This window comes from Thioalkalivibrio sp. AKL8 (assembly GCF_000380525.1).
GTDB lineage: Bacteria > Pseudomonadota > Gammaproteobacteria > Ectothiorhodospirales > Ectothiorhodospiraceae > Thioalkalivibrio > Thioalkalivibrio versutus.
Window position 1 is genome coordinate 630,418 of sequence record NZ_AQYF01000009.1, and the last position, 26,635, is coordinate 657,052.

A 26,635-nucleotide genomic window follows, 5' to 3' on the forward strand; every position below is an offset into this window, starting at 1 on the left:
CGGAAAATACGTCAGCGGTCGATTTCCGCCCCTGAGCGGTCGTTTCGCCTCCCGTCGCAGCCCGTGATTCGCGACCCAACGCACTTCTTCCGCCCGTACTGCCCCACCGCGGCACCCGAACCACCGAGGCCATCCCACCAGGGCGCCAGGCCTGAACCCGGCATCCCGAAGCCGCTTCCCCACCTCGTCAATCCGGGGCGGGCCCTCCCCCGTCATCCCGGCCACCGCGCCACCCTTACCCCGTCATCCCGGCCGCAGCGCAGCGAAGAGCCGGGATCTCCAGCGCAGGATCACCCCCAATGTCGAAGATCTTGAATCGCCGCCGAAGGGCCAGCAGTCGCGGGGCAACCTGCCCGAAAGCCGGGCTTCCTTCACCACACCCAGAAAGAGAAAGAGCCACCCCAGCATCCTTGCCCGGGCGGCTCTTTCGGGAACGTTCCGTGTCCCCGCGACAGAAACTAGCACATAAAGTAGAGGATTCCAGCCCCGCAGCAGAAAAACCCGCCAACGGTCCATGTCCGCCTGTCAACGGTGGATTCTCATGGTCTCATGAGTGCCACACACGGCTGCCCCTACCCGTTTCTCCGATCCCGCATCCCGGAATTACGGGCGCCGAGCACCGGCCCTGGAGCACATGCGACCCAGGCCGGGGACGAACCCCCGCAACATACTCAAGCGGCTACCTCCACTCCAGCCGCAGCGCGACCCCGTCATCCCGGCCGTAGCGCAGCGAAGAGCCGGGATCTCCACCGCGTAAGTCACCCCCAACGCACGAGATCCCGGCAACCGGCTACCTGGGCCGCGGTTGCCGGGATCGCGAAGGATGGGAATGTGGCTTTCCGGCAGGGGTGAAGCCCCCCCCCCGAAATCCCGGGGCCAGGGCACCCTCTAGTGGTCCAGGGCCTGAACCGCCAACGGGGCGAGGCACCCACCGGCGAGCGCCCACAAACACTGAATCCTGCGGCACAAGGCCCGACCCCCGATAGGCGCTCAGCGCTCGGCGCGCCCCCCCGCGCGTCGCAGCCCCAGCAGCCAGGGTGCAAGCCCACCTCTGCGAAGCATTCGATGGATCGCCTCGGTCCGGGCGGCCCTCAGCCCTGCAACAGCGCCTGCGTATCCGGATCCAGGGCCCCCCAGTGCTGGCGCAACCGCTCGGCCAGGTCCGCCGGCTCCAGCAGCATGACCGGAACGGACAAGTCCGCCGCACGCTCCCGCGCCTCGGCCGAAAACCCGCCGGGGCTCACATACATCCCTCGGTCCCCGGCACGCCGACCGCTGGCAAAGACCTCCAGCTCGTCCAAATCCGTTTCCGCCGACGGATCACGCGCCACACCCACCACCAGCCGCGGCAGGTCCTCGCCACCCGCCGCAGGCACCATCACTCGCTCCAGCCACGGGCGGGCATCCTCCTCCGGCTCCGCGACCTCGATGTACCCCATAGCGCGCAGCAACCCTTGCACCAGCCGAACGCGGTCCGCAGTCCCCAGTTGTTCCAATCGCTCAGTCCAATCGTCCATCTTGATCGCCCTCCCGGAGTGCCCACACCCCAAACGCTACCGGAACCTTGCCGAATGTACACGCCCGAATCGAGTTTCCACGCAGCCAACGCGCGGTGACGCCCATGCAGGCTCGCTGCACACTCAGGGAAACGCTCACCCATTCCCCCGTCCAGGCCACAGGATCTCATCCCCACCCGGTCATGCCCGCCGCAGCACCACCCTTGCATCGCGAGGAGCAAGGCGACGACGCGCTGTACAAGGCCACCCTCCACCACCGGCCTAACCCCGTGGGAGCGGGCTCGCCCGCGAAACCCCCGCCAAAGCCCGAAAGCCACCAGCCCTTTCCACGAAACGGCACGACCGCCCACCCCACTCTGTCATCCCGAGGCGCGCAGCGACGCGAATGCCATCCCAATCATCCCGGCCGCAGGGCCCCACGACGTCATCCTGGCCGCAGCGGCCCCTAAGCCCGTCATCCCGGCCGTAGCGCAGCGAAGAGCCGGGATCTCCCACGTCGGAACCACACCAAACGCCAGAGATCCCGGATAACCGCAACGCGTTTTCCAGGATGACGAAGGATGGAGATATGGCTTTTCGACGGTGCCGGAAGCCGAAGAGAGGGACGTGATGCGGCTGCTAGACAGCAAAGGACGCCGCGCTCGGTTTGAGGGGCCCGGCCAACGCCGGATCGGCCAGAGGGCTGGCCTCCCACAATACCGGTGGCCCAAACCTTCAGGAGGTCAGGCCCGATCCTCCAGATGCAGTCGGAGCCGACGCCCCGTGGCCTCCGCATACCGGCAAAGGGTCTTCCAGGTAGGGGCCGACCGGCCACCCTCCAGCCGCGCCACCACCGACTGCGTGGTCCCCATGCGTCGGGCGACTTCTGCCTGGCTGAGGCCCGCCCTGGCGCGCGCGTCGAGCAGCGCCTCGATGAACTCGAACTCCGGCCCCAGCTGCTCATACTCGCGGCGTACCTCCGAGTCTTCCAGCAGCTCGGCTTTCAGTTCCTCATGGGTCTTCATCACAGATACTCCTCCCATCGCTTCCTGGCCGTATCAATCGCCCGACGCGGGGCCTTCTGGCTTTTCTTCACGAAGGCATGCAGAACAACCACCTCACGTGAAGCTGCGCAGACATAAAGGGCTCGAGCAATCCCGTCACGCCCCTTCAGCCGCAACTCCCAGATCTTGCCCTCCACCTGCCGCGCATGGGGCATACCTAACACCCCCGGGCCGTGTTCCTGAATCACATCCACCAGCCGCAGATAGCGAGCCTGAAGATCCGGCGGCAGCGCCCTGATCTCCTCCTCGGCGAGTGGCACGACACGCACCTTCCATGGAGTATATCGCATTTTTGCTATCTTCCTTCGCCATCCATGGCGTAATACCGCCCCCGAAGCCACTCAAGCCGCAGCGCCACCGACCCCGCCATCCCGGCCGCAGCACCACCCCGTCACCCCGGCCGCAGCACCACCCCGTCACCCCGGCCGCACCACCACCCCGTCATCCCGGCCGTAGCACCACCCCACACCGTCATCCCGGCCGTAGCGCAGCGAAGAGCCGGGATCTCCCACGTCGAAGGCACACCAAACGCCAGCGCTACCACCTACGCACGAGATCCCGGATAACCGCAACGCGGTTTCCGGGATGACGACGCATAGGACCTGGCTGTGAGGTAGTGCGGAAACCCGCAAACCGAACTACGGCCGAACCCGGTCCCCCGATCCGCGCCCCAGCACCGTCAGCACCAGATACCGAAAATACGCCCGGACCGTCAGCGCATCCAGCATCTGCCGGTCCACCTCGGCCAGCTCGCGCGGCGTGGACATATCGATCCCGCGAATCTGCGCCAGCCCGGTAATCCCCGGCCGCGCATCCAGCACACCGCGCGCTGCGCGCTCCTGCAGCAGCTCTTCCTGGTTGAACAGCCCCGGCCGCGGCCCCACCAAGCTCATCTCGCCCTTCAGCACATTCCACAACTGCGGCAGCTCATCCAGCTTCGTCTTGCGCAGAAAGCGCCCCAGGGGCGTCACCGCCGAGGCCTCGGCCAGATGCGTCGCCACCGACGCCGTATCCGGCCGCATCGTGCGGAACTTCACCAGCACAAACGGCCGCTGATGCCGCCCCACGCGCTCCTGCCGAAACAGCGGCGACCGCGACTCCATCCAGCCCAGCACCCACAACACCAGCAACACCGGCGCCGCCACCACCAGCCCCAACACCGACAACACCACATCCAGAACCCGTATCAAAACACTCTCACCTCTATTCCTACATGTAGGCGCCCAGCCCCCTGGGCGATCACCACGCTAACCCATACCCCATCGGCCAGAGGCTGGCCACCTATGCCAAGCGCCACTCCCGTAGGAGCCGCCTCGGCGGCGAAGCCCCCGCCAAAGCCCGAAAACCACCAGCTCTTTTCAACGTAACGCCACGACCGCCCACCCCACTCTGTCATCCCGAGGCGCGCAGCGACGCGAATGCCATCCCAATCACCCCGGCCGCAGGGCCCCACGACGTCATCCTGGCCGCAGCGGCCCCTAGCCCGTCATCCCGGCCGTAGCACAGCGGAGAGCCGGGATCTCGTACGTAAGTGGCGGTACTGGCGTTGGTGTTTTCCTGACGAGGGAGATCCCGGCTCTTCGCTGCGCTACGGCCGGGATGACAGCAGGACCGTAAGCCAGCAGCATAGGGTATTCGAAGCCCCAGCAAGGGCATTCCCGGTACATCCCCCGTTCACGGAACGATTGGCCAGGCGACACACTCGAACATATCATCCCACTTATATGCCTAGCAGGAGGAACGTATGGGCCAAGTCACCATCTACCTCGACAATGACCACGAACAGCGCCTCAAGCGCGCAGCTCAATCGGCCGGCATCCCCGTCAGCCGCTTCGTCGCACGGCTGGTAGAAGAAAACACCAGAACCGAGTGGCCCGACTCCGTCCGCACCCTAGCCGGTCAATGGAATGACTTCCCCACGGCCGAGGAACTGCGCGACACGCCCCCGGACAGCCCCCGCGAAGCGCTGTGAAATACGCCCTGGACACCAACACCCTGATTTATTTCTTCAAGGGTCAGGGCAAGGTTGCCGAAAACCTGCTGGCCACAGCACCCTCCGACGTCCTCGTTCCCGCCATTGTGGTGTACGAGCTCGAAACCGGCATCGCCAAGTCCAGCGAGCCCGAAAAACGCCAAAAGCAGCTGGCCGAGCTACTCGATGTCGTCACCGTCCTCCCGTTTGACCGACCCACCGCCAGCCATGCCGCCCGCATACGCGCCCACCTCGAGCAACAGGGCACACCCATCGGCCCCATGGACACAATGACCGCCGCCACTGCCGTGGCCCACAACGCGAGCCTCGTCACCCACAACGTGGCCGAGTTCCAACGTGTCCCCAGTCTCCCACTCACCGACTGGTTCACCTGACCCGCAAGCCCCTCCCGGCCATCCCGACCACACCCCACTACAACCCGTCATCGCGAGGAGCAAAGCGACGAAGCGATCTCCAAAGCCAACCCCCGCAGCCGATCCATCATCGGCGGCCGCAGCGCCACCCTACCCCGTCATCCCGCCTGCAGCGCCACCACTACAACGTCATCCCGGCCGTAGCGCAGCGAAGAGCCGGGATCCTCCCACGGATGGGGTCCCACAACCACGGTGCTAACGCTGGCCGGTACAGATCCCGGATAACGGCTTCGCCGTTTCCGGGATGACCCGGCAGGTTAATCCTGCGGGGCGACGGAGCAGGCAGTCTCCGTGGTAACCCCTTGCCGTCATCCCGGCCGCAGCGCAGCGAAGAGCCGGGATCTCCCACGTCAGAGAAACACCAAACGCCGGTGCGGCCACCCACGCCAGAGACCCCGGATAACCACTCCACAGTTTCCGGGATAACGGCCAACAACAAAATCCTCTCCGCCCCAGTGTTGCCCCTACTAACGAGACGCCAATCACCCATGAATGCGAACGTGCACATTCAAAGACATCTCCCTACACTGGGATGCATGAGCCATCGCACCGAAATCGATCGCATTCGTGCAGTGTTGCGACACCATCACGAGCTGGAACTAGCCATTCTGTTCGGGTCCCTGGCGAGCGGAAAAATGCATCCACATAGCGATGTCGACCTGGCCGTCAGCGCGGGAGCGCCGCTTCCAGCCACCACGCGCATCGCGCTCATCGAAGAAATCGCCTCCACCACCGGGCGCCCCGTCGACCTTGTGGACCTCACCCAGGCCGGCGAACCCTTACTGGGCGAGATTGTCACACGCGGCATCCGCCTGACCGGACAAGACGAGGCCCACGCCCGCTTCCTCACGCGCCACTTGCTCGACCAGGCGGATTTTTCCCCCTACCGCGACCGCATTCTGGCCGAACGGAGACAAGCGTGGATCGCCGGGTAATCGAACAAAAGCTCGAAACGCTGCGCTATTGCGTCCAGCGGGTCGAGCAACGTTGCCCCGACGACCCCAACCAACTCCAGTAAGATCCGGACACACAGGACATCATTGCCCTCAACCTGTCCCGTGCGGTGCAACGATGTGTCGACATTGGAGCCCATCTCGTGACCGCGCTCGAGCTACCACCTCCGGACACCATGGGCGAGACGTTCGACCGTCTCGCTGAAGGCGGCATCATTGAAGCGAGCCTGGCCGACCGGCTCAAGAAGGCCGTCGGCTTTCGCAACATCGCAGTCCATAACTACGAGCGCATCAACTGGGAGATCGTTCACGCCGTGTGCTCGCGCCACCTCGACGACTTCCGGACCTTTGCACGCACAGTCAACGAACGCCTCTAACGCGTCACCCCTCAAACAGGTGCAACCATCGATTCGCACGAGCAGCCCCCGTAGGAGCCGCCTCGGCGGCGAAGCCCCCGCCAAAGCCAGAAAACCACCAACGCTACCGCCGTAACGGCGCAACAGCCCGCCGCAACCCCTCATCCAGCGAAACCGGCGGCACCCACCCCAGCACCTCCCGCGCCTTCGAAGCATCCACCTGCAACGACCCCAACAACCGCCGCGCCATCTCCCGCTTGCCCAACGCCGACGCCCCGGCCCGCAACATCCACACCGGCACCGGCACCAACCGCGCCGGCCGCTCCAGCGCATCCCCCACCTTGCGCAACAACCTGGCCGTGGACACATCCTCCCCATCCGCCACCAGGAAGGTCTCCCCGGCTGCGGCCGGATGGTCCAGACACGTCACAATCAGATCCACCAGATTATCCAGCGCCACCAGCGAACGCCGATTCTGTGTCACCGCGCCCAGTGGCAACGGCACACCCTTGTGCACCCAGCGCAGCAGACTGCCGAAATTCGCACCTACACCCGGCCCGTACACCAGCGGCGGCCGAATGATCACCACCTCCAGCCCCGTCTCCGCACTCAACGCCCGCAGTCCATCCTCTGCCTCACGCTTGGACACGCCATAAGGGTCCTCCGGCGCCGGCGCATCCGCCTCGCGGAACGGCTGCCCCGTCGGCGTCTCCTCCCCGTTCACCTTCACCGAGCTGACAAACACAAACCGGCGCACCCCGGCCTCCGCCGCCTGGCGCGCCAGCCGCAGCGTGCCTTCCACATTCACCCCCCGAAACGCCTCCAGCGGATCCGTCTCCGGCTCGTCCATCACATGCACCCGCGCCGCCAAATGCACCACCGCATCCACCCCGGCCAAGGCATCCGCCCACTCCGTCGCGCCGTCAATCCCGCCCACCATCACCGGCTCGAACGAACCCGAAGCTGTCACCTCGCGTCGCACCGCGCCACGAACGGCCACGCCGTCGGCAACTAGCTGATCCACCAACACCGACCCGACAAACCCCGTCGCTCCGGTAACCAACTTCAGGCCATCAGCAGCTGAGTCAGTCTCGGTCACCCCACCATCTCCAGGATGTCGCGCGCCATCTCCCGCATGATCGCCTCACGTGCGTACTTTGTTTTGAATTCCGCCCGCTCGACGGGGCTCGAAAGTCCTTCAAGGCGTTCAAAACCGTCCACCAGCCCCTCGGCGGAACAGGGCGCAAAAACCGCCGCCCCAGGAATCTCTCGCTCAATGAACTCCGCCGCAAAACCGCCCACACCCGCCAGAACGGGTTTCCCCGTAGCCGCATACTCGAACAACTTCGAAGGCAGCACTTTCCTGAACGCCGCGTGATCGTTCAGATGCAGGAACAGGATGTCCGCCTCGCGATAGTGGGCCATCAACTCGGACCGCTGCACCGGCGGCAAGAGCTCCACATTGGAGACCCCGGTCTGTGCCAACCGCTCCTCCAGGATCGGCCGGCGCCCGCCATCACCAATAATCCGAAACCGCGCCCGCCCCTCAAGCCGCCGGGCCGCCTCCGGGATGACCTCATGCAACCCCTGCCCTTCACCAATATTTCCGGCATAAAGAATCAGTGGCTCTGAACGTCCCTTAGTTCGTTCACTGTCAAAGTCCAGGCCAAGGAACTCGCTATCGATCCCGTTGGTGAACGTCCGGTAGTCCCCCTCCCCCGCCACTTGGCGGAGATGGGGCAAGAAGCCGGCGGAAACGACGTTAAGACGATTGGCGGCCTGGAATGTCGAGCGCTCAACCCACCGGAACCCCGGCAGCAGCGCTTTCAATGGACTGCCCGCCAGCACATCGGCCATCGTGTCGGTGAACAGGTCGCGAATGTCGAGATACAACGGTGCATTCAACCCCTTGGCAACGCGAGCCCCCAGCGCTGCCGTCATCAGGCGCGAAGAGGTCGCCACCACCGCATCCCACTGCTTGTGGCGGGTCGCCTTTGACACCTGTTTGGCATATGACAGGAAGGCACGCGCCTGGTCCTTCATACCACTGCGGTGAGAAGGCAACTCATACCGCCGGATGGAGACCCCTTCGTTTTCCTCGAAAACCTCCGCCCCCCAGTCCATGGAGTGGTAGCGGTTGGGCATGGTCGTGAGGACATCAATATGAAGGTCGGACGGGCCCTGTTCCCGCAACGCCTCCACCAACGCCGCCGCACGAAACGATCCGGCGGAGAGGTCCGGCGGGTAGTAGAACGTCAACAACAGAATGCGCATCGGGGGGAGATCCTCAACCACGTCCTTCCTGATAGAGAGGCCCCTCTATTGCAGAAGCCTCAGCAGCCCGCAGGCATCCACGATCATCTTCCCCTGGATCCGAGCTGCCGGCACGGAGCGGAACGGCCGATGTGGGACCAGCGCCACGATGATATCCGCCAACTGCAGGGCTTCATCAAGGGAGGTCCCAACCACGCCTTGTTCCTGCAAACCCGCGGGCAGTGCCTCGATATAGGGCTCCACAGCCAGTAGTTTCCCTGGCGATTGTGCAGCCAGACGTTCGACGATCTGCAGGGCCGGGCTCTCGCGCAGATCGTCGACATCAGGTTTGTAGGCCAGCCCCAGGCAGGCGATGACCGGCTCCTTCAGGCGGCTGGCGCGCTCGACGACCTGCTCGACCACATGCTCCGGCTTGGAGTCGTTAACCTCCCGCGCCATTCGAATCAGCCGCGCCTGCTCGGGGGCGGCATCGACGATGAACCAGGGATCCACGGCAATGCAGTGGCCGCCCACGCCCGGCCCCGGCTGCAGCACATTGACCCGGGGATGCCGGTTCGCCAATTCGATCAGGCGCCAAACATCGATCTCCAGACGGTCACAGATGAGGGACAACTCATTAGCCAGCGCGATGTTGACATCGCGAAAGGTATTCTCGGTCAGCTTCGCCATCTCGGCAGTACGCGCTGTCGTCAATAGCACCTCGCCCGAGACGAACTCGCGGTAGAACGCCGCCGCTTCCTCGGTAGAAGTCTGATCGAGCCCACCGACCACACGATCATTCTCGACCAGCTCCTGAATGATCCGGCCAGGCAGCACGCGCTCCGGGCAATGCGCCACCCGCACCGCCCCCGGCCCCAGGTCGGGTCGCGTCTCGGCAATCCACTCGGCCACGCGCTCCGTGGTTCCAACCGGGCTGGTCGACTCGAGAATGACGAGATTCCCTGGCTCCAGCATCTCCGCCAAGGCCCGTGTAGCAGCTTCGACGTAGGAGAGATCGGGTTGCTTGCCGTCCATGAAAGGAGTCGGAACCGCAATCAAGAATACATCCGCCGCCACGGGATCGGTCGATGCTCTTAGCTGACCGCTGTGGACCGCCGAACGAACGAGCACGTCCAGTTCCGGCTCGACAATATGGATATTGCCCTCGTTGATCGTCTCGACGACTTCAGGGCGCACATCAACCCCATGGACTTTGAACCCCCGCGTGGCCAGGAGACTGGCCGTAGGCAGGCCGATATACCCCAGCCCCAAGACGGTGACTGCACGCCTCTGCGTGGCAACTTCACTCACTGGCTTCCTCCAGTAGTCGATTCACAATACGTTCGGCGGCTTTACCATCCCCGTAAGGATTATGGGCATAGGCCATGGCCTCGTAGGCGTCGACATCATCGAGCAATCGGGTCGCTTCCTCAACGATGCGCTGGGTGTCTGTACCAACCAACCTCACCGTCCCCGCCTCGACAGCCTCGGGCCGCTCCGTCGTCTCGCGGGTAACCAGCACCGGCTTACCGAGCGATGGGGCCTCTTCCTGAATGCCACCGGAGTCTGTGATGACCAAGTACGAGCGGTCCAACAAGGCGACGAAGGGCAGATAATCCATGGGCTCAACCAAATGAACATTGGCTTGACCACCCAGTGCCTCCGTGACCGGCCCCAGCACGTTGGGGTTGAGATGAACCGGGTAGACCACCTGCACGTCATCCCGTTGCCCCAGCAATCGCAGGGCTTCACACAGCCGCTCAAAACCGGCTCCAAAGCTCTCACGACGATGGCCGGTAACTACGATCAGACGACGAGAAGGGTCCAGGAAATCAAGAGAGGACAACTGCTGCTCTGACCATGACGGGTTTGTCCGCAAACGCTCCACAACCTCAAGCAGGGCGTCGACAACCGTGTTGCCCGTCACCCGGATCTGCCCCGAAGAGACACCTTCGCGCAAGAGGTGAACTTGCGCCCCTTCGGTGGGCGCAAAATGCAGCCGGGCTAGCCCCCCTACCAGTCTTCGATTCATCTCCTCGGGCCAAGGCGAGTAGGGATCTCCTGTGCGCAGACCCGCTTCAACATGGCCCACGGGGATTTGCTGATAGTAAGCCGCCAAAGCGGCGGCGAACGCCGTAGTCGTATCACCGTGGACGAGCACCCAATCTGGCTGTTCTCGGGCAAGGATCTGTTGCACTCCCGTCAAGACCGACGAGGTAATGCCGGCAAGATCCTGTCCCGGACGCATGACAGCAAGATCATAATCCGGCCGCAATCCAAACAGGTCCAAAACCTGCCTCAGCATTTCCTTATGCTGCCCCGTGACACAGAGCCGAGCCACAACATCCGGCACCTCCTGAAGCCGCTGGACAACCGAAGCCATCTTGATGGCCTCGGGCCGCGTACCGAAAACAATCAGAACCCGCATTACTGGTACGCCTGTCTAGGCGCCAAAGCGGCCACAATACGACCAGCCGCATTACCGTCTCCGTAGGGCCGGCCGCCGCGGCCGGTGGTGCCGAGGGCGTGGCGGATCTCGGAAGCGATATCGGCACGAGTGGGCGGGGCCAGGCGGTTCCAGCCGAGGTCCACCAGTTCGGTCCATTCGGTTTCGTCGCGCAGCGTGACGCAGGGGACGCCGTGGAAGTAGGCCTCCTTCTGCACACCGCCTGAGTCGGTGGCGATGAGGGCCGCGTGTCGCTCCAGGGCGACCATGTCCAGATACCCCACGGGGTCAATGGCGCGCACCCTTGCAAGCGCGAACCCGTGGCGCCCCAAAGCCGCGCGGGTACGCGGGTGTAGCGGCAAGATGACCGGGTGCTCGGCGGCCACGGCCTCCAGGCCGTCGACGATCGCGCGCAGACGCTCCGGGTCGTCGGTGTTGTCAGCGCGATGGACAGTCGCCAGGATGTAGGCGCCGGCCTGCAAGCCATGCTGCGCGAGTACTGCGCTGCGTTCGGCGGCTCGGTCCGCATAGTAGAGTGCGGCGTCGAACATCACGTCCCCTACCTGCACAATGCGCGCGTCAGGAATGCCCTCCTCCCGCAGCCGCTGGGTCGCCCCATCCGTTGGCGTCAGCAGCAGATCGGAAAGGTGATCCGTGACAATCCGGTTCTGCTCCTCCGGCATCCGCCGGTTGAACGAGCGAAGCCCCGCCTCCACGTGCGCCACGGGGATGTGCAGCTTGCTCGCGGCCAGAGCACCCGCCAGGGTGGAGTTCGTATCACCGTAGACCAGCACCCAATCGGGCGCCTCCCTCTCCATCAGCGGCTCAAGCGCCTGAAGCATCGCGCCGGTCATCGCGCCGTGACCGCCACCGGACACACCCAAATGATGCGCCGGCGCGGGGATGCCCAGCTCGTCAAAGAACACATCGGACATCCCGACATCGAAGTGCTGGCCGGTGTGCACGATCTGCTCGCGCATACCCCCAGCGGCCAGCGCGCGCGAGACCGGCGCCGCCTTGATGAACTGGGGCCGGGCCCCGACGATGGTCATCACTTGCATGAAGCCTCCTGCTTGCCACCACGCGCAGTCCGCAGGATCATGGCGACATTGCACCATCGCCCTGCGCGACCCCGATCCAGGTCGCGAATGCTCTCCACTTCCAGCTCAACCAGGCCGGTCCCCTTCAGCTCCTCCACAAGGCGCATCTCATCCGCGATCCGCAACAAATTATCGAGACTTTGGGGATGATTGGGAGTCTTGCGCCATTTGATACGGCCTGTACCTCGCTCAACCATCTTGGAAGCCAGACGTCTTCCCTTATTCACAACCCAGCCCAAACCATCGGCGACCTGCCCCAAAACACCCGCCTTCAAAGTAGTACCCGCAGTGGTCCGTAGCGAACCCACATCCGGAAGCGGGCTTGCCGCAATCCACTTCCGGTGCGCGCGCTCCATCCATCGTTCTCTCCGTGGAAGCTGATAACCACATTGGACTAAACGAGAATCAAGTAGTGGCGGAACAACCCCGATACCCAATTTCGCCCCCCCCACAACAAAGGGAACCGGAACGTGGGCCATCTTCTCCCAATAGTAAATGCGATCATAAATTTCTGAATTGACTCCGCCTTCAGTCGATACGTCTTGGAGCCGATTCCAACAGGATGAACGAGCCGCTTCCAGACTGACGGAAGCCCTACTGGTCAACCCACCTTTAGACATCGGCCTGCTATTAAATCGGAATCGGTATAGCCTCCCCAAGTTCGCCTTCTTTTTTCTATATCTCGGGAAATCCTGGAGCCACCAAAAGTCCTTGAACAACTCCCCTCCAATACCCGAAAGGCTTACTCGAATCCCACGCTTCGCCCGATCTTCTTGCATCTTTCTGTGCCGAAGCCCATCAAGCACGTCTCCCAGCCCATCCACATAGTCCAACGAGGACCACAAATCGTTTGGCGACTCAACATTCGGTGCCGCCACAAAGTGGTATTTCAGTTTGACCCGGTCGGCAACGGCCTGGCCGATCCGAATCTCGTCTGCATCAGACGTCGAATAGGAACATGAGGCTTCTTTTACCTGTTTGCTATACGGCGAAAACGCAGCAAGCAAGCGAGAATCTGATCCCCCGGTGATATCCACCCCTACTGGCCCTGGCAGCTCACTAACGAGTTCTCGCAAACGAGCAGTAAGATACGTAACGGAATCGCGACCAGGGACATTCTTTTCCAACACACCCGGACTCAACGGGTTCTCGTTCGCACGGACCCTGCGGATCCCCTTGGGACCTACCACAACCACATCCCCGGGACATGTGCAGTAAAGGCGCTCGAACATTGTCTTCCCGGGTTCGGGATAACCGAACTCCAAAAAATGCATGACCGAATCGAAATCCACCTCCGGGCTCCAATCGAGTTCCTCACGCGGGAGAGCCACTAGGCCTGTAAATGTATCGGATACAATCGTTTCCGAGTAATAGACAGGCCGAAGACCAAGAAGATCGGGAATGAGGAGTATCTCACCTGAGGGTAGCCTTTTGACGCCAATAAAAGTCCCAGCGGCAAGCTGGTATTGGGCGGCGTCGCCAATCGACGAGACCTGCTCCAAATCCGGAAGCTCACCCTCAGGGTTCAACCGCATACCGAACTCGCCCTCGTTACCGGACTCCCTCAGCAGGTCCCCCAGTGACCAAGTCCCCATCATCAGCTTGCCATGATCATCATCACGCATCCGTCATCCTCCCCAATCGTTCCTTGTACAGCGCCAGGAGCTTCTCCGCCTCTGGGGCCCAGTTGTACAGGCGCTCCACTGCCTCGCGACCGCGGCGGCCCATGGCCTCGGCCTCTTCCGGATGCGACAACAGCCACTCCATTGCCTGGGCAATCGCGGCCGGGGCCTGCGGATCGACCAGCAGCCCGCAGCCCGCACCGTCCACGATCTCCCGCCACAGGGGGAACTCGGACGCGATAATCGGCAGCCCAGCAGCCATGTATTCGAACATCTTGTTTGGCTGGGCATCCAGATGGTTCGGGGCTGGGTGAAACAGCACCAGCCCCGCCCTCACGTTCCCCAGGAGCGCCGCCACCTCCGGGCGCGAGGCCCAGCCATGGAACGCCACGCGTTCCCAGCCCGACAGGGCGGCAAGTTCTTCGCGATGCGCGGCGGGCGAGAACCCGCCGGCCACTTGCAGCCGACAATCTGGCTCGGTCACTTGGCCAATGGCCTCCACCATCTCCCGCGAACCACGGATGCCGGTGATCCCACCGACATAGGCGAAGTGCGGCTGGCGCTGCTCGTACGGCACCGGGTCCGGTGCCACCAGCTCGGCCAGGATCGGGAAGTTCTGAACGGTAACGGTCTTGTGATCCGGAAAGCGCCGCGCAATGGTCGGCGTCGCGGCCACCACCCCGTCGAACGCATGCCCCGCCAGCCACTCGAACGCCTCCGCTGCCCAGGCCACCGGTCGCCTCAGCCACGGCGAAATCCAGTGCTTGCCCAGGATCTGCCGGGGCACGTCTTCGTGCACGTCGTACACCACCTTGATGCCCGACAGCTTCAGCGCCAGCCCCACCGGGATCAGCTCCGGGTCATGGAAATGCGCGACCTGCGGTCGCGCCGAACGCACCGCCCGGTACATCCGCCAAGCGCCGAGCACCATCCTCCGCACACGCCCCCTGGGCGGCGGCCCGGTATCCACGATCTCGACACCCGAAACTTCATCGCACTCGGCCCCCCTCCCATCCTGGACATATAGGGCCACGCCCGCGCCCATGGCTTCCACCAGCGAAGCCGTCTCCTTCACTCGGATGCGCGTATCGCCACGCGGATGGACGGTGGTGAAGTGGATCAACTGCCTCATCGCTGGCCTCCGCCGTCCTGGGACAGGTTCTCGTACAACGCCGTCAACGTCTTCGATTCGTTTTCCCAGGTGAGTCCACTCACTCGCTCCGCCAAGCCTTGACGCAGGGCGAGACCTTCGGCCCTCGTCAAACCGCGAAGAAAGGCAGCCACGGAGGTCGGATCGTTTTCGACCACCCAACCCCCGTCGTGCTGATCCACCACGGCCGCCTGATCGGGAAGATTGGACGCCAGCACCGGCAACCCGGAAAGGAGACTCTCGAATAGCTTGTTGGGGAGGCAGTAGCGGTGATTCAGACACGTATCCTCATAGAGACAAAGCCCCACATCCGCGCCCGAAGCATGTGCAATCACCTCGCCAGGGGGCACGGGCTCCTTGTAATGGATGCGCGGGTCACGGTCAGCCGCATCGCGGACCGCATTTGCCAACGGGCCGCTACCCATGAAGAGGATGTGGTGTGGCACGCCCTGCTGTTGGAAGGCTTCCAGCGCGATCTCGATACCCCGCCCCGTACCCAGCCCCCCGAGATACAGGAAAAGCAGGGCCTCCTCCGGCACGCCAAACTGCTCCCGTAACGGGACGATGTCGTGTGCATCACCCGGCGCTTCCGGGATGTTTCGCACAAGGTGGATCGGCGTCTCCGGATAGCGCTCGGCGTACCAGGCTTGAATCGAGGGACTGACCGTGATCATGGCATCCGCCCTGGGTATCAGCCGCTTCTCCAGGGATTGCGCCAACCGTTGTCGCAGACCGCCGGCGCCCACGGTTTCCGTCTCCAGCTCATGGGCGTCGTAAATCAGCCGAGCGCCCGTCAACTGCTTCAGTCGCACCGCAATCGGCAGTGGCGCCAGGTCGTGGCAGTGGATCACTCGCAGCGGCGCCTGGCGATAGCGCCGCACCAGTTGTCGGTACCACTCGGCATACTTGATCCCTTGACTCACCAGGTCCTTCGGCAGACTTCGGGTTCGCAATGACGCACGCCAGATGGTCCGCCCGTCTTCCAGGGTCTCCCATTCCGAATGCCCGGGCTCCATGAAGCCAGCGATCTCGACCTGCCCGAACAGGCCGTCTTCATGGATGCTCTTCGTCTCCTTTAAAACGCGAGAGTCATGCGTTACGGGGTTGCGGACGATGTGCAGGCATATATTGCTGGACTTCAATTGGTTTTCCCTCGGAACGATAGGCGTTGGTCCGCCTCCAGCCAACGTGATTGGAATGTAACCGGCTGGGATATGAACCCAAGCGCGAACCACAACACCACCCATGACACCCCGGTGGCCAGGTTTGCGAACACCAGTAGATACAAAAGAATCAGGAACGAATAGATGGCAATCAAGTTCAACCGGTAGGCGTACACACCCCCCGACAGCCGCTGCTTTGATTCGCGATAGAGCTGCAAAAAGACCGTCAGGAAGAGAAGCAGAACCAAAGCCAGGCCGACAAGGCCCAGATTGGCCATCACGTAAGGGAAGAAGCTGTGGAGCGTGCGCCCGGCGCTGCCCGTGGTCAGATAGGCCACGTTCATGTTGCCAAGCAAGGGGGCGTAGCTCAGTTGCGCAGCCCCATGCTCCATCATGATGTCCAGGCGCGAAGCCAACGATGATATCCTCCCCGCGCCAAATCCGAGCACCCGGAGTCTCTCAAGCTCGAAACCTGTTACGGTGATCAGCGCCGCGACCCCCAGAACCACGGCCACCAATCCGACAAGCGCGCTCAGTGCCATGGATCGGAGAAGGCGCTTCGACAGGGGCAACGCAAGGCGACCTCTTGCATACGATAGAAAAGCCTTTTTTCTTGGCGCGAACACCGCCAAAGCCAAAGTGATGACGGTGACGCCTGCGATCACCGCGGTCGCACTGTTGGAACCCATGAGCTGTGCTGTACCGAGCATGGTGATGGCTACGGCGACATAAACGGTTACCCACAAGACTTCAGACTTCAGGCGCGACGAAAGGCTTTGTGTCTTCAATGCGCCAAGGATGAAAAGAAACGAAAACACCAAAAAGACAATAGACAAGAAGTTGCCTGGGCGCTGGTAGCCGCCATCGATCCCCGTCAATAGAAAATAGCGGGTATGAAGCCGCCCGGAAAACTCGAGCAGGATCCACACCAAAAAAAAGACAACCAACGAGAGCGCCAGGGTGATCGGCCAGCGAACTCTCTCATCCTGCACAAGCTGCTGGTAGCCGACTCGAAGGGCGGCGCCCATCAAATAGAAGAGAAGCATGCCACCCGTGGTTGCTATGGTCAGTGCTTTCAGGCGGTCGAGGTCACCCAGGTCGTAGACGACACGAAAGGCGACCCATGCCATAAGGCCCAAGAAGAGGAAGAGATGGGGCCGCACGTAGAGTCGATCTTTCATCCATAACGCCAGGAACAGCACTACGGATGCCCCGACAAACAGCGCGAGCACGGGCAACGCCACGCCGCCTGAACCAATGCTGACGATGTTGTACTTCAGGTAAACCAACAACGTGGCTGACTGAAACGACACCAGCAACCACACCCACGTTATCGTCGGTATTTTAATCGGCAAGATGTACGCCCCGGAATTTTATCGAATGACTCTTTAAGGTCCAATTTAGCAGTATCAACAAACAGTGGTTCTCTCAGGGCTGACAAGACGTTGATAGAAATACCGGTCGTTTGTATTTTGGAAATACGAGTTGTGCCAGAGCAAAACAAACTCGCCGCCGAACTTTTGCGTTATTTCCTTGAAGCGCCTCATGGTTCGAAGCGTCTTATCAGAGTACCCATGACCACCATAGACTGGGGAAAGAACTGAACACTCCATGAGAACCAGTGGGCGCTCTTTGACCAGCAAGGGGCACCGCTGCAACAAGTCATAGAGCGCGTAGGCATGGCACGTGCCACAACGGAATCCGGCGTGGTCTGCAAACGAGAGCGTCGTGTCATAGTGAAAGCCGGCGTCCGATAGATATTGGGCTGTTTTCCGGCTATCCCAGCGCAGGTAGTGCTGACGGCAACCGAGCACCTCCTGGTCAATGGCCTCCTCCGCCATGACCGCGCGCAGTCGTTCCACTTCATGCCGGATCTGCGCAGGATCCCGGTAGGTGCCATAACTTCCATGCAACCCGATCTCATGCCCCCGCTCATGGATGCGCCGCATCAATTGCCGAATACGTGGTTCGTCGATGGAGTAGTGGCCATCCATGCCCGGCACCGAGTGATCGACGATGAAGTAGAACGCCATGCGGTTACCTGCGGCCTCGTTCACCCCCATCATCCAGTCGAAGGTATCGAACGGGTCATGGCGGTAGTCGCCACGGCGGGTTGCCAGGGTGTTACGCAGCGTACGGACAGCCTCCGGCACGCTGCGGCGTTTGAGGAGATCGCCCCCCATCTTGCGCAGCGTCGCCGCCATGGTCTTGGTGTAGGCGGCATAGGGGTTGTCGACGTCGCAGGTGACAAAGGTGCGCGGCTGGCGTTTTTTGCGTTGCAGACCGGGCCAAAGCCGCTGCATCGCCGCCCACAGGATCTCGACGTACTCATCGACAATAGGCCGCTCCAGGAAGCCCTCCCGGTAGGCGAGCGACGCCCAGGCGGGGAAGCGGTCGTGCTCGTCGCGATCCGGTGTCACGAGTTCTTCGTACCGGGAGAGCATGAAGAAGGCGGAGCCGAAGATGTCGATGGGCAGGCTTACCCGCCCGTCTTCGAGAACGGCAAAGGCTTCTGCCCCGGCATTCTGGCGCTTTCCGTCGTCGGACGCGTGGCCATGGCTCGCATTTGATCGCCCAGGGGGCTGGGCTCCTACAGGAATGGGGTGGCCGCCGTAGATCACGGGGACGGTGGGATCCACCAGGGTGATGTCCTTGGCGAGATCGCGCGTGTCCCACTGCGCGAACGGCCGCCGGGGCATGGAGGCCTCGGTGAGCCAGTCCGCATCGGCCACGGAGAACAGGATGTCGGGCAGCCGGATTTCCCCAGGCAGCCCGCCCAGGGTGATCCGCACGTCCTGGCGTTCGCTCACTTCCCGCCGCCAGGACAGGCCGAGGAAATCGCCCAGCAGTACGCCCAGAACATAGTCGCGCTCGGGGCAGCGACCATTCGGCGCTTCAACAAGTAAGGTCATGTCGTCGTAGTTTGTCGTGGCGGAAGTACAAGCGTTCAGAACCGCTCGCCTTTCAGGACGCGGCGGGCACGGCCTGCAAACTGCTTCGCCGCCTGGATCGTCGCCATTACTGCGACTTTCGGATCATCGCGCGCGAACTCGGCGAACACGCCCCTGCGCCCCGAGTAGGTTTTCCACCATTGCCCCGGCGAGAGGACCCAATCACGGGCGTCACTGAATCGATACCACAATAGAGAATTCTGCAAGTCGGCCAGCAGCTTCGTGTAATAGACCGATTCACCATCCCGGCAGCCCAACTGTGTTTCCTCCGGAGCCTCGCCGAAAGCCAGATTCCGATACGCCAACCACGGCAAATCGACGCCTGCAGCTCCCGATACCCCAACCCAGCTCCAGCTTCTCGGGTTGATTTCTATAAGAAATCGGATCTCTGTCTCGGCATCCTGCATTACCTCTAACTCCGCAATCCCGGTATATCGAAGCTGGCGGCAGGCCTTCTCGGCCAACTTCAAGGCCCAATCCGGAACGGGGCTTGCGATTCCGACTATGCAATCACCAAACCCTGGCGGAAAGCCACGAAGCTTCTTCCCGTACACCAGACCCAGAATCTCCCCATCGCGCGCATACAGTCCGATCGTGTGCATCGAATCCGACCGACCCTTGACAACCTCCTGAAGGAATACGGGAATACCTGCGGTATCGGCTTCTGTCAGGACCTGCTCCATTCCTGTACGCGTCTCACAGACACGGAACCTAAGCCCATCTGCGGCACGCGCCCACGAAGCCCCTTGACCCACCTGGCGCCGAGCATTCGCTTTGACGGCAATCGGTAGGGGCAGCTCAGGCTCCTGCCGCGCCTCTTCAACCGACCACACTCGGGGCACTGGCAAGCCCGCATCATGCCCCCACCGACCAAAGCGCTCTTTGTCCAACAGCAGAGAAACGGTTTCGTAATCCGCAACGCAGCATTCGAATCCTCGCGATAGCTCTTCTTGATGCCTCGCGACAGATTCAGCCCAGTGATCATTGGTGGGGATCAGAACCGGGTTGGTCTCCAGCCCTTCTCTATAGCGCCAAAGTGCCTCCACGAACCCCGGTTCGTCCACCATCGGGTCCGGTATCGCGCCGTATTTCGAAAATCGACTGTGCGTTCCAACACCCCGCTTCGCATCGAGCGCACGAACCTCAACCCCGCGTCGCCCCAATGCCTGAATGACCGAGAGTCCGTTGTAATCGCAGTTGAACACCCACGCCTCCAGGCGATATTTCTCTTTCTCAACCTCCATTCTCGCGCCAATCACTCTCAAAACCTAGCCATTAGTTTAGTTCACCAACCGCAAGACAATAAATGAAGTTTGCACGCTTCCCCTAGGGTTCAGACGCATATCCCGCTTTTCCCAAAACGCCCTGAATCTACGGGAATTCAACAGCGCCCGCAACGCGGACTTTCCCAAGACTCGACGAATATACCTATTTCGCAATAATCTTAGACGCGGTTTAGAGCGGAACATCTCTTCAACACGAAAGCCCATGCTATCTACTATATTGGCCCAGTCTTGCGTCGACCGATAGTAGCAGCACTGACCTTTCACGTAACTGGACTGGACAACCATGGATTGTGTCGGCGAAATGAAATCCCGAAGGATCAACACGCCCCCATCAGACAACCTTTCTTTAGCCTCACGAAGAAACGTAAGCAACTTCTCATCATCATAAAAATAGACTACGCCACTAGAAAGAATGACGCGCATTTTCGACCCAAACCTTGCGCCCTCAAAACATTCGTTACGAAATTCAAACTTCCTATCCGAATCGAGAACTTCTTTCATTGTACGGAAAAGCGATGGAGCTGGTTCCAGCAGGACAACCTCGTCGAGAGCCTTGGCAAGGGTACGTGCAAACCGTCCATATCCAGCTCCCACATCTACGCCTGCACCAGCACGGATGCCGAGCCTTTCCAAAAGGCTCGCCAGCCTACGGTTCTCCACATAGTTATCAAAACTCGCCCACAATGGATCTCCACCACTCGTAGAGCTATCCAGGCTTTTTAGACCCGCTGAATCCCAATACTTTACGACCGATCTTATTTCACTATTCCTCATATCCTTTTCACCCACCGCGGCTCAACGCGTCGCCTTGGAAGACAAACGAACCGCCGAAACTTGTTTAAAATCCGAGTCCACACGTACTTTTCGTAAGTCGTACGGAAGTAGAATGGCGCCTCCCTGTTATCATGCACAGCGTTACCGCGCGATACATTTTCCATCGCCTCAATGATAACCCCAGATGTTATCCATGCCCGCTTAAGATTGAGTGTCTTTGGGGATTCTCTCTCACAAATCTGGACCTTGTGTCGGGCAAAGATTCTACCACTATCGAACCGGTCCTCGATCTCATGAACCGACACACCAGAGCTCTTTTCTCCGTTAATCAAAGGAGCAAACGTCACATTCCCCCCGCGGTACTCAGGCAGGAATGATGAATGACAGTTGAGGGCGGCCAACGACGCTAGATCGTAAATTTCATTAGGAATATGAGACTGCCAGCCATTCGAAAACACTACATCAGGTGAGGCCTTTTTAATAATGGACTGCAATTCCCCAATACGCGCCCCCTCAGTTTCGACCCAATCAATGCCATTTTTTTGGCAAATAAGTTCGCAGTCATCGCATTTTATTTCCGCGACAGGATCGCTTCTTGGCAGAAGCAACTTATCTAGAACCTTTGCCAAAAAAAGCCTTGTTCCTTTTATTAATCCTGGGTTTATTTTTGTGTTCGGTGAGCTCCAACCTATAGCGAGATTAACGTTGTATCCGGCATCAATAAGAGCCTGAAGCCCCACCGCACTTTTTACGTTTGATTTCGTGCAGAGGTATACTATTGAAGTCTTTTTGCGGGATTCGGACATGCTTCGCTTCGTCAATTTACCAACCTCCGGCTCGCACAAAAAAATCAAACTGGTTGCTCAAATAGTTCTTCATGACTCACGCAAGAAAATACGCGCGGACCGCCCCATAAATGTATACCCCATTTTTTTTAATCTAGTAATTTGTTTCTTGTCGTACCTCCCCTCTCTTGCCAATGCATCATCCACTGAAAAAAACCTCGTTGGGAAGCCCGAGCCCAGACGCCGCCGGAGTGATTGATACACTGGCAAGTAACGGAGTCGTGCTCTAAGTCCGTGGTGGGTGGTTGAGCTCGCGTTATCTAATGGTTGGCTCCCGCTTGCTGCAGCGTATACGGATTTGACGTATTGCGTGTACCACCTCTTTCCGCATCGCACCCATAAGGGGGCCGCCCCCCAGAAATCCATAAATTCCGAATCCCAAAGCGGCAACCACCAATCGAAGCCGTAAAACTCATAGACGCGAACAGAGTTATTAATGAATTTTGCCTGTCGCTCCTGCCACTCCCACTTCTCGAATGCGTCGGCGGCGGCCTCGGCCGTCTGGATATCGGCTGATTCGGCTCGGTCGATAATGCGTTGGCGCCACTCGGATTCGGGGCGGCGGGTGACCAGCCGCCATGGGGCGAGTGAGACATGCTTCTTGATGACGGCTCCAACCATATCTGCGGTGCTGGCAGATGAACCGGGGACAAACTCGTCCGGGATGTGCCCGCCCGCAACGGAGCCACCATGCCCTGGGCAGAAAACAGCGTCGGCGGCTACAACCCCATTGGCTTTAAGCTCTCTCACAGCCAGCCAGTCCTGAACATGGGGAAGGCTGGCCCAGCCGGAGGCCCAGCGTTGGTAGGCCAGCCGCTCATCGGTTTGCCAGGCTTGGCTCCACTTCGTTCCGCTGTACTCGACAAAATGCCAGGGCAGCGACAGGGCCTCCGCCACCTGGCGGCTGTACTCTGATTCCTTGTTGCCGGGCACGCCATAGGTAAAGGTCAGGATGTTGTCGTAGCCGATGCGCTTGAGCAGTAATGCGATGAGCCGGGAGTCGTATCCACCGCTGAGGGGGATGACGATTTGCCGTCCCGCCGCATACTCCGCAAGGCGTCGAACACTGGACTCTGCGGACTTGTCTAGTTCGTCACGCAGCTCACCCTCATCCCACTGTTGGGGTTCGGTGTGGGTGAATCGGTACCAGCGATGGGTGGCGATTTCGGGCTCTTCTCCGGCGACAATGTGAAGCAGCTCGCCGGCCTGGAGTTGCTTGACGTTGGGATAGAGTGTGTCCGAGCCGGTCACGTAGCCCGCCAACTGAAACTCTTCGCGCGCGAGGGGTTCCATTTCAGTGTCCCCAACGGACTGGCGGACCCACTCGGCATCGTCGCTGACGAAGACTGTACCGCCTTGCTGGCCATAGAAGACGGGGATGCTACGGATTCGATCCACCGCCACCAGAGTAGCCGTAGGGGTCTGGCGGGCGATAGCGAAAAACCCGTTGCAGTGGCTTAGTACATCCTGCCAGGTTTCGGGGCCGGGGTCCGCCTCGCTGAACACAGTGGCGAGCTGCCCGCCCCGCAAGAGTTGGCCATCATGGAACGCTGAGCCGTGGACCATCACTTTCTCGGCGGGATCGCTCTCCCAACCGGCGTTGTTCCAATGCGTTACGACATTATTCATTACCAGGCTTTCCTTAACATTTGGCCGTAGTGGAGAGCAGAGACCAGAAGAGTGACCAACAACGCCGCCAAACCGTAGCCCCAGGCCGCATCAAGCCAGTAATACACCGCTAGTGGCGCGATCAGCACTGCTGCAACTAGCGCGGCCGTCGCTGTCGGACGCCAGGCCTCTACCAGGCGATTACCAGAGGCATGAATGATCCAGATGAGGAATCCAGCCCAGCACAAGGCGCTGCCGATGGTGAACAACGCGACGGCCAGGATCAGATCGCCCAGTAGGCCGCCGATGACCAGTGCCCCAACCCGAACGGCAAGCAGCACACCCTGGAAGAACATCCCCTGGGCCTGCTTTTCCATTACCGAAAACAAGGTGCTCAAGGGGGAGGTGACAAAGACCAGGTAAACCCACGGGGCCATCCATTGGGCAAACTCGCCGGCCTGGCGCCAATCTGCGCCGAAAACCCAACCAAAGAGGTCCGGGCCCGCAAGGAGGAGAATGAAGGCCGGGGGCATGGCGATGTGGGCCAGCTTGCCGTGAATGCTCGATACGAGCGGCGCCAGGTCTCCGTTTCTGTGCGCCTCGGATGCGGACGAGAAGAAGACGTCGGCAATGGCCTTGCCGAGCAACTGCATGGGCATGGCCAGTACGCGGTGCGCCAGCATATATATGCCGGCGGCTGCGGGGCTGAACAGCGCCGCAAAAAGGATGGCGGGGAGTTGCGTACCCGCCTTGTTGAAGAACCCGCCCCACGACGAGTAGATGGGGAAGCGCCGGTAGCGGCTGGCGGCCCAGCGGATATCCGCCAGCCGAACTTGCCGGAACGCGGCCCATTTGCGGCGCACGGCCAGGAGCCCGAGGCTTGAGGTGCCTGCGGCCTGGCCGGTGACTTGCCCCAGCAGCAAGGCCAGGGGGCCGAGCGTGTAGGCGCCAAGCTGCACACCCACCATGCTGATCGCCTGGGTGAGCTTAGTTCGGGCGATCGCCGGGAAGGCCCGGGTACGGATCGCCCAATAGCTGAATACCTGGTACACACCCGTCAACAGCAGACCGAGGGGCAACAGCCACAGATACGGTTCCAGTGCCGGTGTATTCAACGCCGTGGTGATGGGTTCGCCCCATAAGCCCACGATGAGGGCGCTGACGGCGGTCATCCCCAGCACCAATAGCAGGCTGAGCACCGCCACGCTGGCGGCCTCCTCGTCGCTCTCGGGGAGCGGGATGGCCAGTTGGTAGCGCAGGCTGGCGATGACGCCGAGGATGCCGAGCAGCCCCGCGTAGACGGCCAGCAGCCCGAAATCCTCCGGGCTGTACAGCCGCGTGAGGATCGGCGAGGCCGCGACCACGATGATCTGCCCGGCCGCTGTGCCACCGGCCAGCACCGAGACACTGCGTGCAAACCGATTCTTCGGCAGCAGGCGCTTAATGCGTTCCTTCATCAAGCGACTAGGGGAAGGGTGTTGAAAGAAATTTTAGCCACGGATGTTCACGGATATACGCAGATAAGGGCGATAAAGATTAGGGCTGTGCGGCATGAACATTGTGAAAACCCATAGGAGCCACGGATTGGCACGGATGAACGCGGATTAGGGCAAAAGCGATGGGGGCTCTGCGCCATGGTCAGACTCTGTGCCAACTGAAACCATCCGTGTTTATCGGTGTTCATCCGTGGCTACAACGAGGGGGCCAGGGATCCTCGGAAGGACACGGAAAGATGGGTGAAAATCGAAAATACCCGCGTCGGACGGCCCATCCGAACGCGCTCTATCCATCGGTGTTTATCTGTGAAGATCCGTGGCTCACCGGTTTTCCGCTTCGTGGACACTCGGCGGTGTGGCGGGCAGCAGTACACGCCCGGTGTGGGTTTGCGCAGTGACGATGTCGGCCATGTGGCGCATCTGTAACCACAACTGTGGCACGACAAACTGATGGATGAACTGTTGGCGCTCCAGCTCGGGTGGAAGCTGGGCATTTCGCCCCAGTACGTACTCCGCCCGGTAGATCAGACGTGCATGGAACACGGTCAGATCATCGTCGGCCGACGCCGAGGTTTCTGCATCGGGATGCAGGCCTTTCAGGTCCAGTTCCAGGCGCACATGAATAAGGGAGCCTTCACTCTCGCCCCCGCGGGCCGGAAGCCCGGCGCTCTGGTCGCTCGAATGCAGGCGACTGTTCAGGATGCCGGGACGGTCTCCCGGCATGGAGGCGACGCCACGCTCGTAGTGGATGCCATCCAGGTAGGCATCCACGAGTTGCGCATGGGTCGCCCATTCCGGTTGTGGCTCGTTCGCGGTGCGTTCGGTGGTCATCGGGTCATTACCCATGCGGTGTCCTGGCCGCCAAAGCGATGATGAGTTTCGATCCAGTATTCGCCATCCGGGCCTGTGGCCAGGTCGATCTGCACGCGATTGATACCGCCGTCCGGCAGGTTCTGCATGAGGCGATCAATATCGCGCCAGGCATAACGAAGGGAGGCCAGCGTCCACGTACGTATCAGACGATCGGCGACCTGCTGAACGGGAACGTGCCCCTGCTCCCAGCGCGAAACGCTGACGGGGTTCACTCCAATGCGCCGGGCCAGCTCGGTCGCTGTCAGATTCAACTCACGACGCAACAGCGCGAACTCCTCGCCAGTCAGGACGCGATTCAGCGCGCAGAGTCGATCCCGGATCTGGCGAGCCACCTGGACATAGCGCGGGATACGGATGGCTTCGTCGCCGCAGTCGCGGCAACGGGCAAGGGGGGTGTTCAGGAACTCGACGGCGCGCACGCCGAACTCTTCTGCCCGATGCGTAACGCATTCGTGTTCGATGTTGGTGGAGCCGCAGATGACGCACTGATCCATGATGTTCACTCCGAACGCGTAACGGTCACGATGACCAGGGTGTCGGTTTGGGGGATGGCCGTGACCACGGCGGATCGCCCCCAGTTGTCGACGAAGGCGACGCGATACCGCCAGGTACCGTGCTCTTGCCGGGTTTCATCCACACGTCCTTCTCGCAGCACGTGGTCCACCCAATCGGCATGGACCTGGCGCTCACGCATCCGCTGGCGGGCATGCCCGCTGAAGACGCGCGAGACATTCGGATCCCGCGCCATTTCGTGAATCCGGCGCGTGGCCTCTGCCTCCGTGAGAGGGTGATT

General features: G+C 61.3%; 25 protein-coding genes and 1 pseudogene. 4 read left to right on the forward strand and 22 right to left on the reverse strand.

All coding sequences use genetic code 11. The features are described 5' to 3' along the window. Positions 1-1,091: 1,091 nt before the first annotated feature. The 4 genes from G335_RS0112245 to G335_RS0112260 all read right to left on the reverse strand — a co-directional run bounded on the left by G335_RS0112245 (position 1,092) and on the right by G335_RS0112260 (position 3,750). A complete protein-coding gene (locus G335_RS0112245) occupies positions 1,092-1,517 on the reverse strand; it encodes a restriction endonuclease (RefSeq protein ID WP_018176935.1) in 426 nt (141 codons plus the stop codon). Positions 1,518-2,239: 722 nt separating this feature from the next. Next, the gene (locus G335_RS0112250; RefSeq protein WP_017926249.1) at positions 2,240-2,521 is read right to left on the reverse strand and encodes a helix-turn-helix domain-containing protein; all 282 of its coding nucleotides are present in this window, start codon (positions 2,519-2,521) and stop codon (positions 2,240-2,242) included. Beyond that, positions 2,521-2,820 (reverse strand): type II toxin-antitoxin system RelE/ParE family toxin, encoded by a 300-nt coding sequence (locus G335_RS0112255; protein ID WP_231368516.1) that lies wholly within the window; start codon positions 2,818-2,820, stop codon positions 2,521-2,523. Before G335_RS0112255 ends, G335_RS0112250 begins: the two co-directional genes overlap by 1 nt. 378 nt (positions 2,821-3,198) lie before the next feature. After that, positions 3,199-3,750: a sugar transferase gene (locus G335_RS0112260; protein WP_081623074.1), complete on the reverse strand. Its 552-nt coding sequence runs from the start codon at positions 3,748-3,750 to the stop codon at positions 3,199-3,201. 554 nt (positions 3,751-4,304) lie between these two features. On the opposite strand from G335_RS0112260, the gene G335_RS0112265 reads away from it, so the two are divergent. From G335_RS0112265 to hepT, 4 genes and pseudogenes are all read left to right on the forward strand, one after another. After that, the gene (locus G335_RS0112265) at positions 4,305-4,532 is read left to right on the forward strand and encodes a hypothetical protein (protein ID WP_018176938.1); all 228 of its coding nucleotides are present in this window, start codon (positions 4,305-4,307) and stop codon (positions 4,530-4,532) included. After that, a complete protein-coding gene (locus G335_RS0112270) occupies positions 4,529-4,927 on the forward strand; it encodes a type II toxin-antitoxin system VapC family toxin (RefSeq protein ID WP_018176939.1) in 399 nt (132 codons plus the stop codon). The genes G335_RS0112265 and G335_RS0112270 overlap by 4 nt, the downstream gene beginning before the upstream one ends. Before the next feature lie 575 nt (positions 4,928-5,502). Continuing rightward, complete coding sequence (mntA, locus tag G335_RS0112275; RefSeq protein ID WP_017926251.1) at positions 5,503-5,901, forward strand: type VII toxin-antitoxin system MntA family adenylyltransferase antitoxin; 399 nt, start codon at positions 5,503-5,505, stop codon at positions 5,899-5,901. Further along, a pseudogene (hepT, locus tag G335_RS13590) lies at positions 5,886-6,296 on the forward strand (type VII toxin-antitoxin system HepT family RNase toxin). Before mntA ends, hepT begins: the two are co-directional and overlap by 16 nt. A 103-nt stretch (positions 6,297-6,399) precedes the next feature. Here the strand turns inward: hepT and G335_RS0112285 are convergent. The 18 genes from G335_RS0112285 to G335_RS0112360 all read right to left on the reverse strand — a co-directional run bounded on the left by G335_RS0112285 (position 6,400) and on the right by G335_RS0112360 (position 26,590). Beyond that, positions 6,400-7,374, reverse strand: coding sequence for an SDR family oxidoreductase (locus tag G335_RS0112285; RefSeq protein ID WP_231368518.1), 975 nt, complete (start codon positions 7,372-7,374; stop codon positions 6,400-6,402). Then, entirely contained in the window at positions 7,371-8,549 is a 1,179-nt protein-coding gene (locus G335_RS0112290) for a glycosyltransferase family 4 protein (protein ID WP_018176941.1), read from the reverse strand. The genes G335_RS0112285 and G335_RS0112290 overlap by 4 nt, the downstream gene beginning before the upstream one ends. A gap of 45 nt (positions 8,550-8,594) precedes the next feature. Further along, a complete protein-coding gene (gene wecC, locus G335_RS0112295; RefSeq protein WP_018176942.1) occupies positions 8,595-9,839 on the reverse strand; it encodes a UDP-N-acetyl-D-mannosamine dehydrogenase in 1,245 nt (414 codons plus the stop codon). Then, complete coding sequence (wecB, locus tag G335_RS0112300; protein WP_018176943.1) at positions 9,832-10,956, reverse strand: non-hydrolyzing UDP-N-acetylglucosamine 2-epimerase; 1,125 nt, start codon at positions 10,954-10,956, stop codon at positions 9,832-9,834. The genes wecC and wecB (G335_RS0112300) overlap by 8 nt, the downstream gene beginning before the upstream one ends. Then, entirely contained in the window at positions 10,956-12,026 is a 1,071-nt protein-coding gene (gene wecB / locus G335_RS0112305) for a non-hydrolyzing UDP-N-acetylglucosamine 2-epimerase (protein WP_081623079.1), read from the reverse strand. Before wecB (G335_RS0112305) ends, wecB (G335_RS0112300) begins: the two co-directional genes overlap by 1 nt. After that, positions 12,026-13,699 carry an asparagine synthase-related protein gene (locus G335_RS14215; RefSeq protein WP_155986722.1) on the reverse strand — a complete coding sequence of 558 codons (1,674 nt, stop codon included), beginning with the start codon at positions 13,697-13,699 and terminating at the stop codon, positions 12,026-12,028. The genes wecB (G335_RS0112305) and G335_RS14215 overlap by 1 nt, the downstream gene beginning before the upstream one ends. Next, a complete protein-coding gene (locus G335_RS0112315; protein WP_018176946.1) occupies positions 13,692-14,828 on the reverse strand; it encodes a glycosyltransferase in 1,137 nt (378 codons plus the stop codon). Before G335_RS0112315 ends, G335_RS14215 begins: the two co-directional genes overlap by 8 nt. After that, positions 14,825-15,988 carry a glycosyltransferase gene (locus tag G335_RS0112320; RefSeq protein ID WP_018176947.1) on the reverse strand — a complete coding sequence of 388 codons (1,164 nt, stop codon included), beginning with the start codon at positions 15,986-15,988 and terminating at the stop codon, positions 14,825-14,827. Before G335_RS0112320 ends, G335_RS0112315 begins: the two co-directional genes overlap by 4 nt. Continuing rightward, positions 15,985-17,334 (reverse strand): hypothetical protein, encoded by a 1,350-nt coding sequence (locus tag G335_RS0112325; RefSeq protein ID WP_018176948.1) that lies wholly within the window; start codon positions 17,332-17,334, stop codon positions 15,985-15,987. The genes G335_RS0112320 and G335_RS0112325 overlap by 4 nt, the downstream gene beginning before the upstream one ends. An 84-nt stretch (positions 17,335-17,418) precedes the next feature. Next, a complete protein-coding gene (locus G335_RS0112330; RefSeq protein ID WP_018176949.1) occupies positions 17,419-18,921 on the reverse strand; it encodes a polysaccharide deacetylase family protein in 1,503 nt (500 codons plus the stop codon). A gap of 35 nt (positions 18,922-18,956) precedes the next feature. Next, the gene (locus G335_RS0112335; protein WP_018176950.1) at positions 18,957-20,204 is read right to left on the reverse strand and encodes a hypothetical protein; all 1,248 of its coding nucleotides are present in this window, start codon (positions 20,202-20,204) and stop codon (positions 18,957-18,959) included. 36 nt (positions 20,205-20,240) lie between these two features. Next, positions 20,241-21,020: a bifunctional 2-polyprenyl-6-hydroxyphenol methylase/3-demethylubiquinol 3-O-methyltransferase UbiG gene (locus G335_RS14070; protein WP_081623075.1), complete on the reverse strand. Its 780-nt coding sequence runs from the start codon at positions 21,018-21,020 to the stop codon at positions 20,241-20,243. After that, a complete protein-coding gene (locus tag G335_RS14075) occupies positions 21,017-21,826 on the reverse strand; it encodes a formyltransferase family protein (protein ID WP_081623076.1) in 810 nt (269 codons plus the stop codon). Before G335_RS14075 ends, G335_RS14070 begins: the two co-directional genes overlap by 4 nt. A gap of 69 nt (positions 21,827-21,895) precedes the next feature. Beyond that, positions 21,896-23,494 carry an asparagine synthetase B family protein gene (locus G335_RS13595; protein WP_018176951.1) on the reverse strand — a complete coding sequence of 533 codons (1,599 nt, stop codon included), beginning with the start codon at positions 23,492-23,494 and terminating at the stop codon, positions 21,896-21,898. Then, a complete protein-coding gene (locus G335_RS0112345) occupies positions 23,494-24,930 on the reverse strand; it encodes a lipopolysaccharide biosynthesis protein (RefSeq protein WP_026304841.1) in 1,437 nt (478 codons plus the stop codon). The genes G335_RS13595 and G335_RS0112345 overlap by 1 nt, the downstream gene beginning before the upstream one ends. Before the next feature lie 360 nt (positions 24,931-25,290). After that, a complete protein-coding gene (locus tag G335_RS0112350) occupies positions 25,291-25,815 on the reverse strand; it encodes a hypothetical protein (protein WP_231368521.1) in 525 nt (174 codons plus the stop codon). Continuing rightward, positions 25,797-26,336, reverse strand: coding sequence for a type II TA system antitoxin MqsA family protein (locus G335_RS0112355; protein WP_018176954.1), 540 nt, complete (start codon positions 26,334-26,336; stop codon positions 25,797-25,799). The genes G335_RS0112350 and G335_RS0112355 overlap by 19 nt, the downstream gene beginning before the upstream one ends. A gap of 5 nt (positions 26,337-26,341) precedes the next feature. Continuing rightward, positions 26,342-26,590: a DUF4258 domain-containing protein gene (locus G335_RS0112360; RefSeq protein ID WP_018176955.1), complete on the reverse strand. Its 249-nt coding sequence runs from the start codon at positions 26,588-26,590 to the stop codon at positions 26,342-26,344. Positions 26,591-26,635 lie beyond the last annotated feature (45 nt).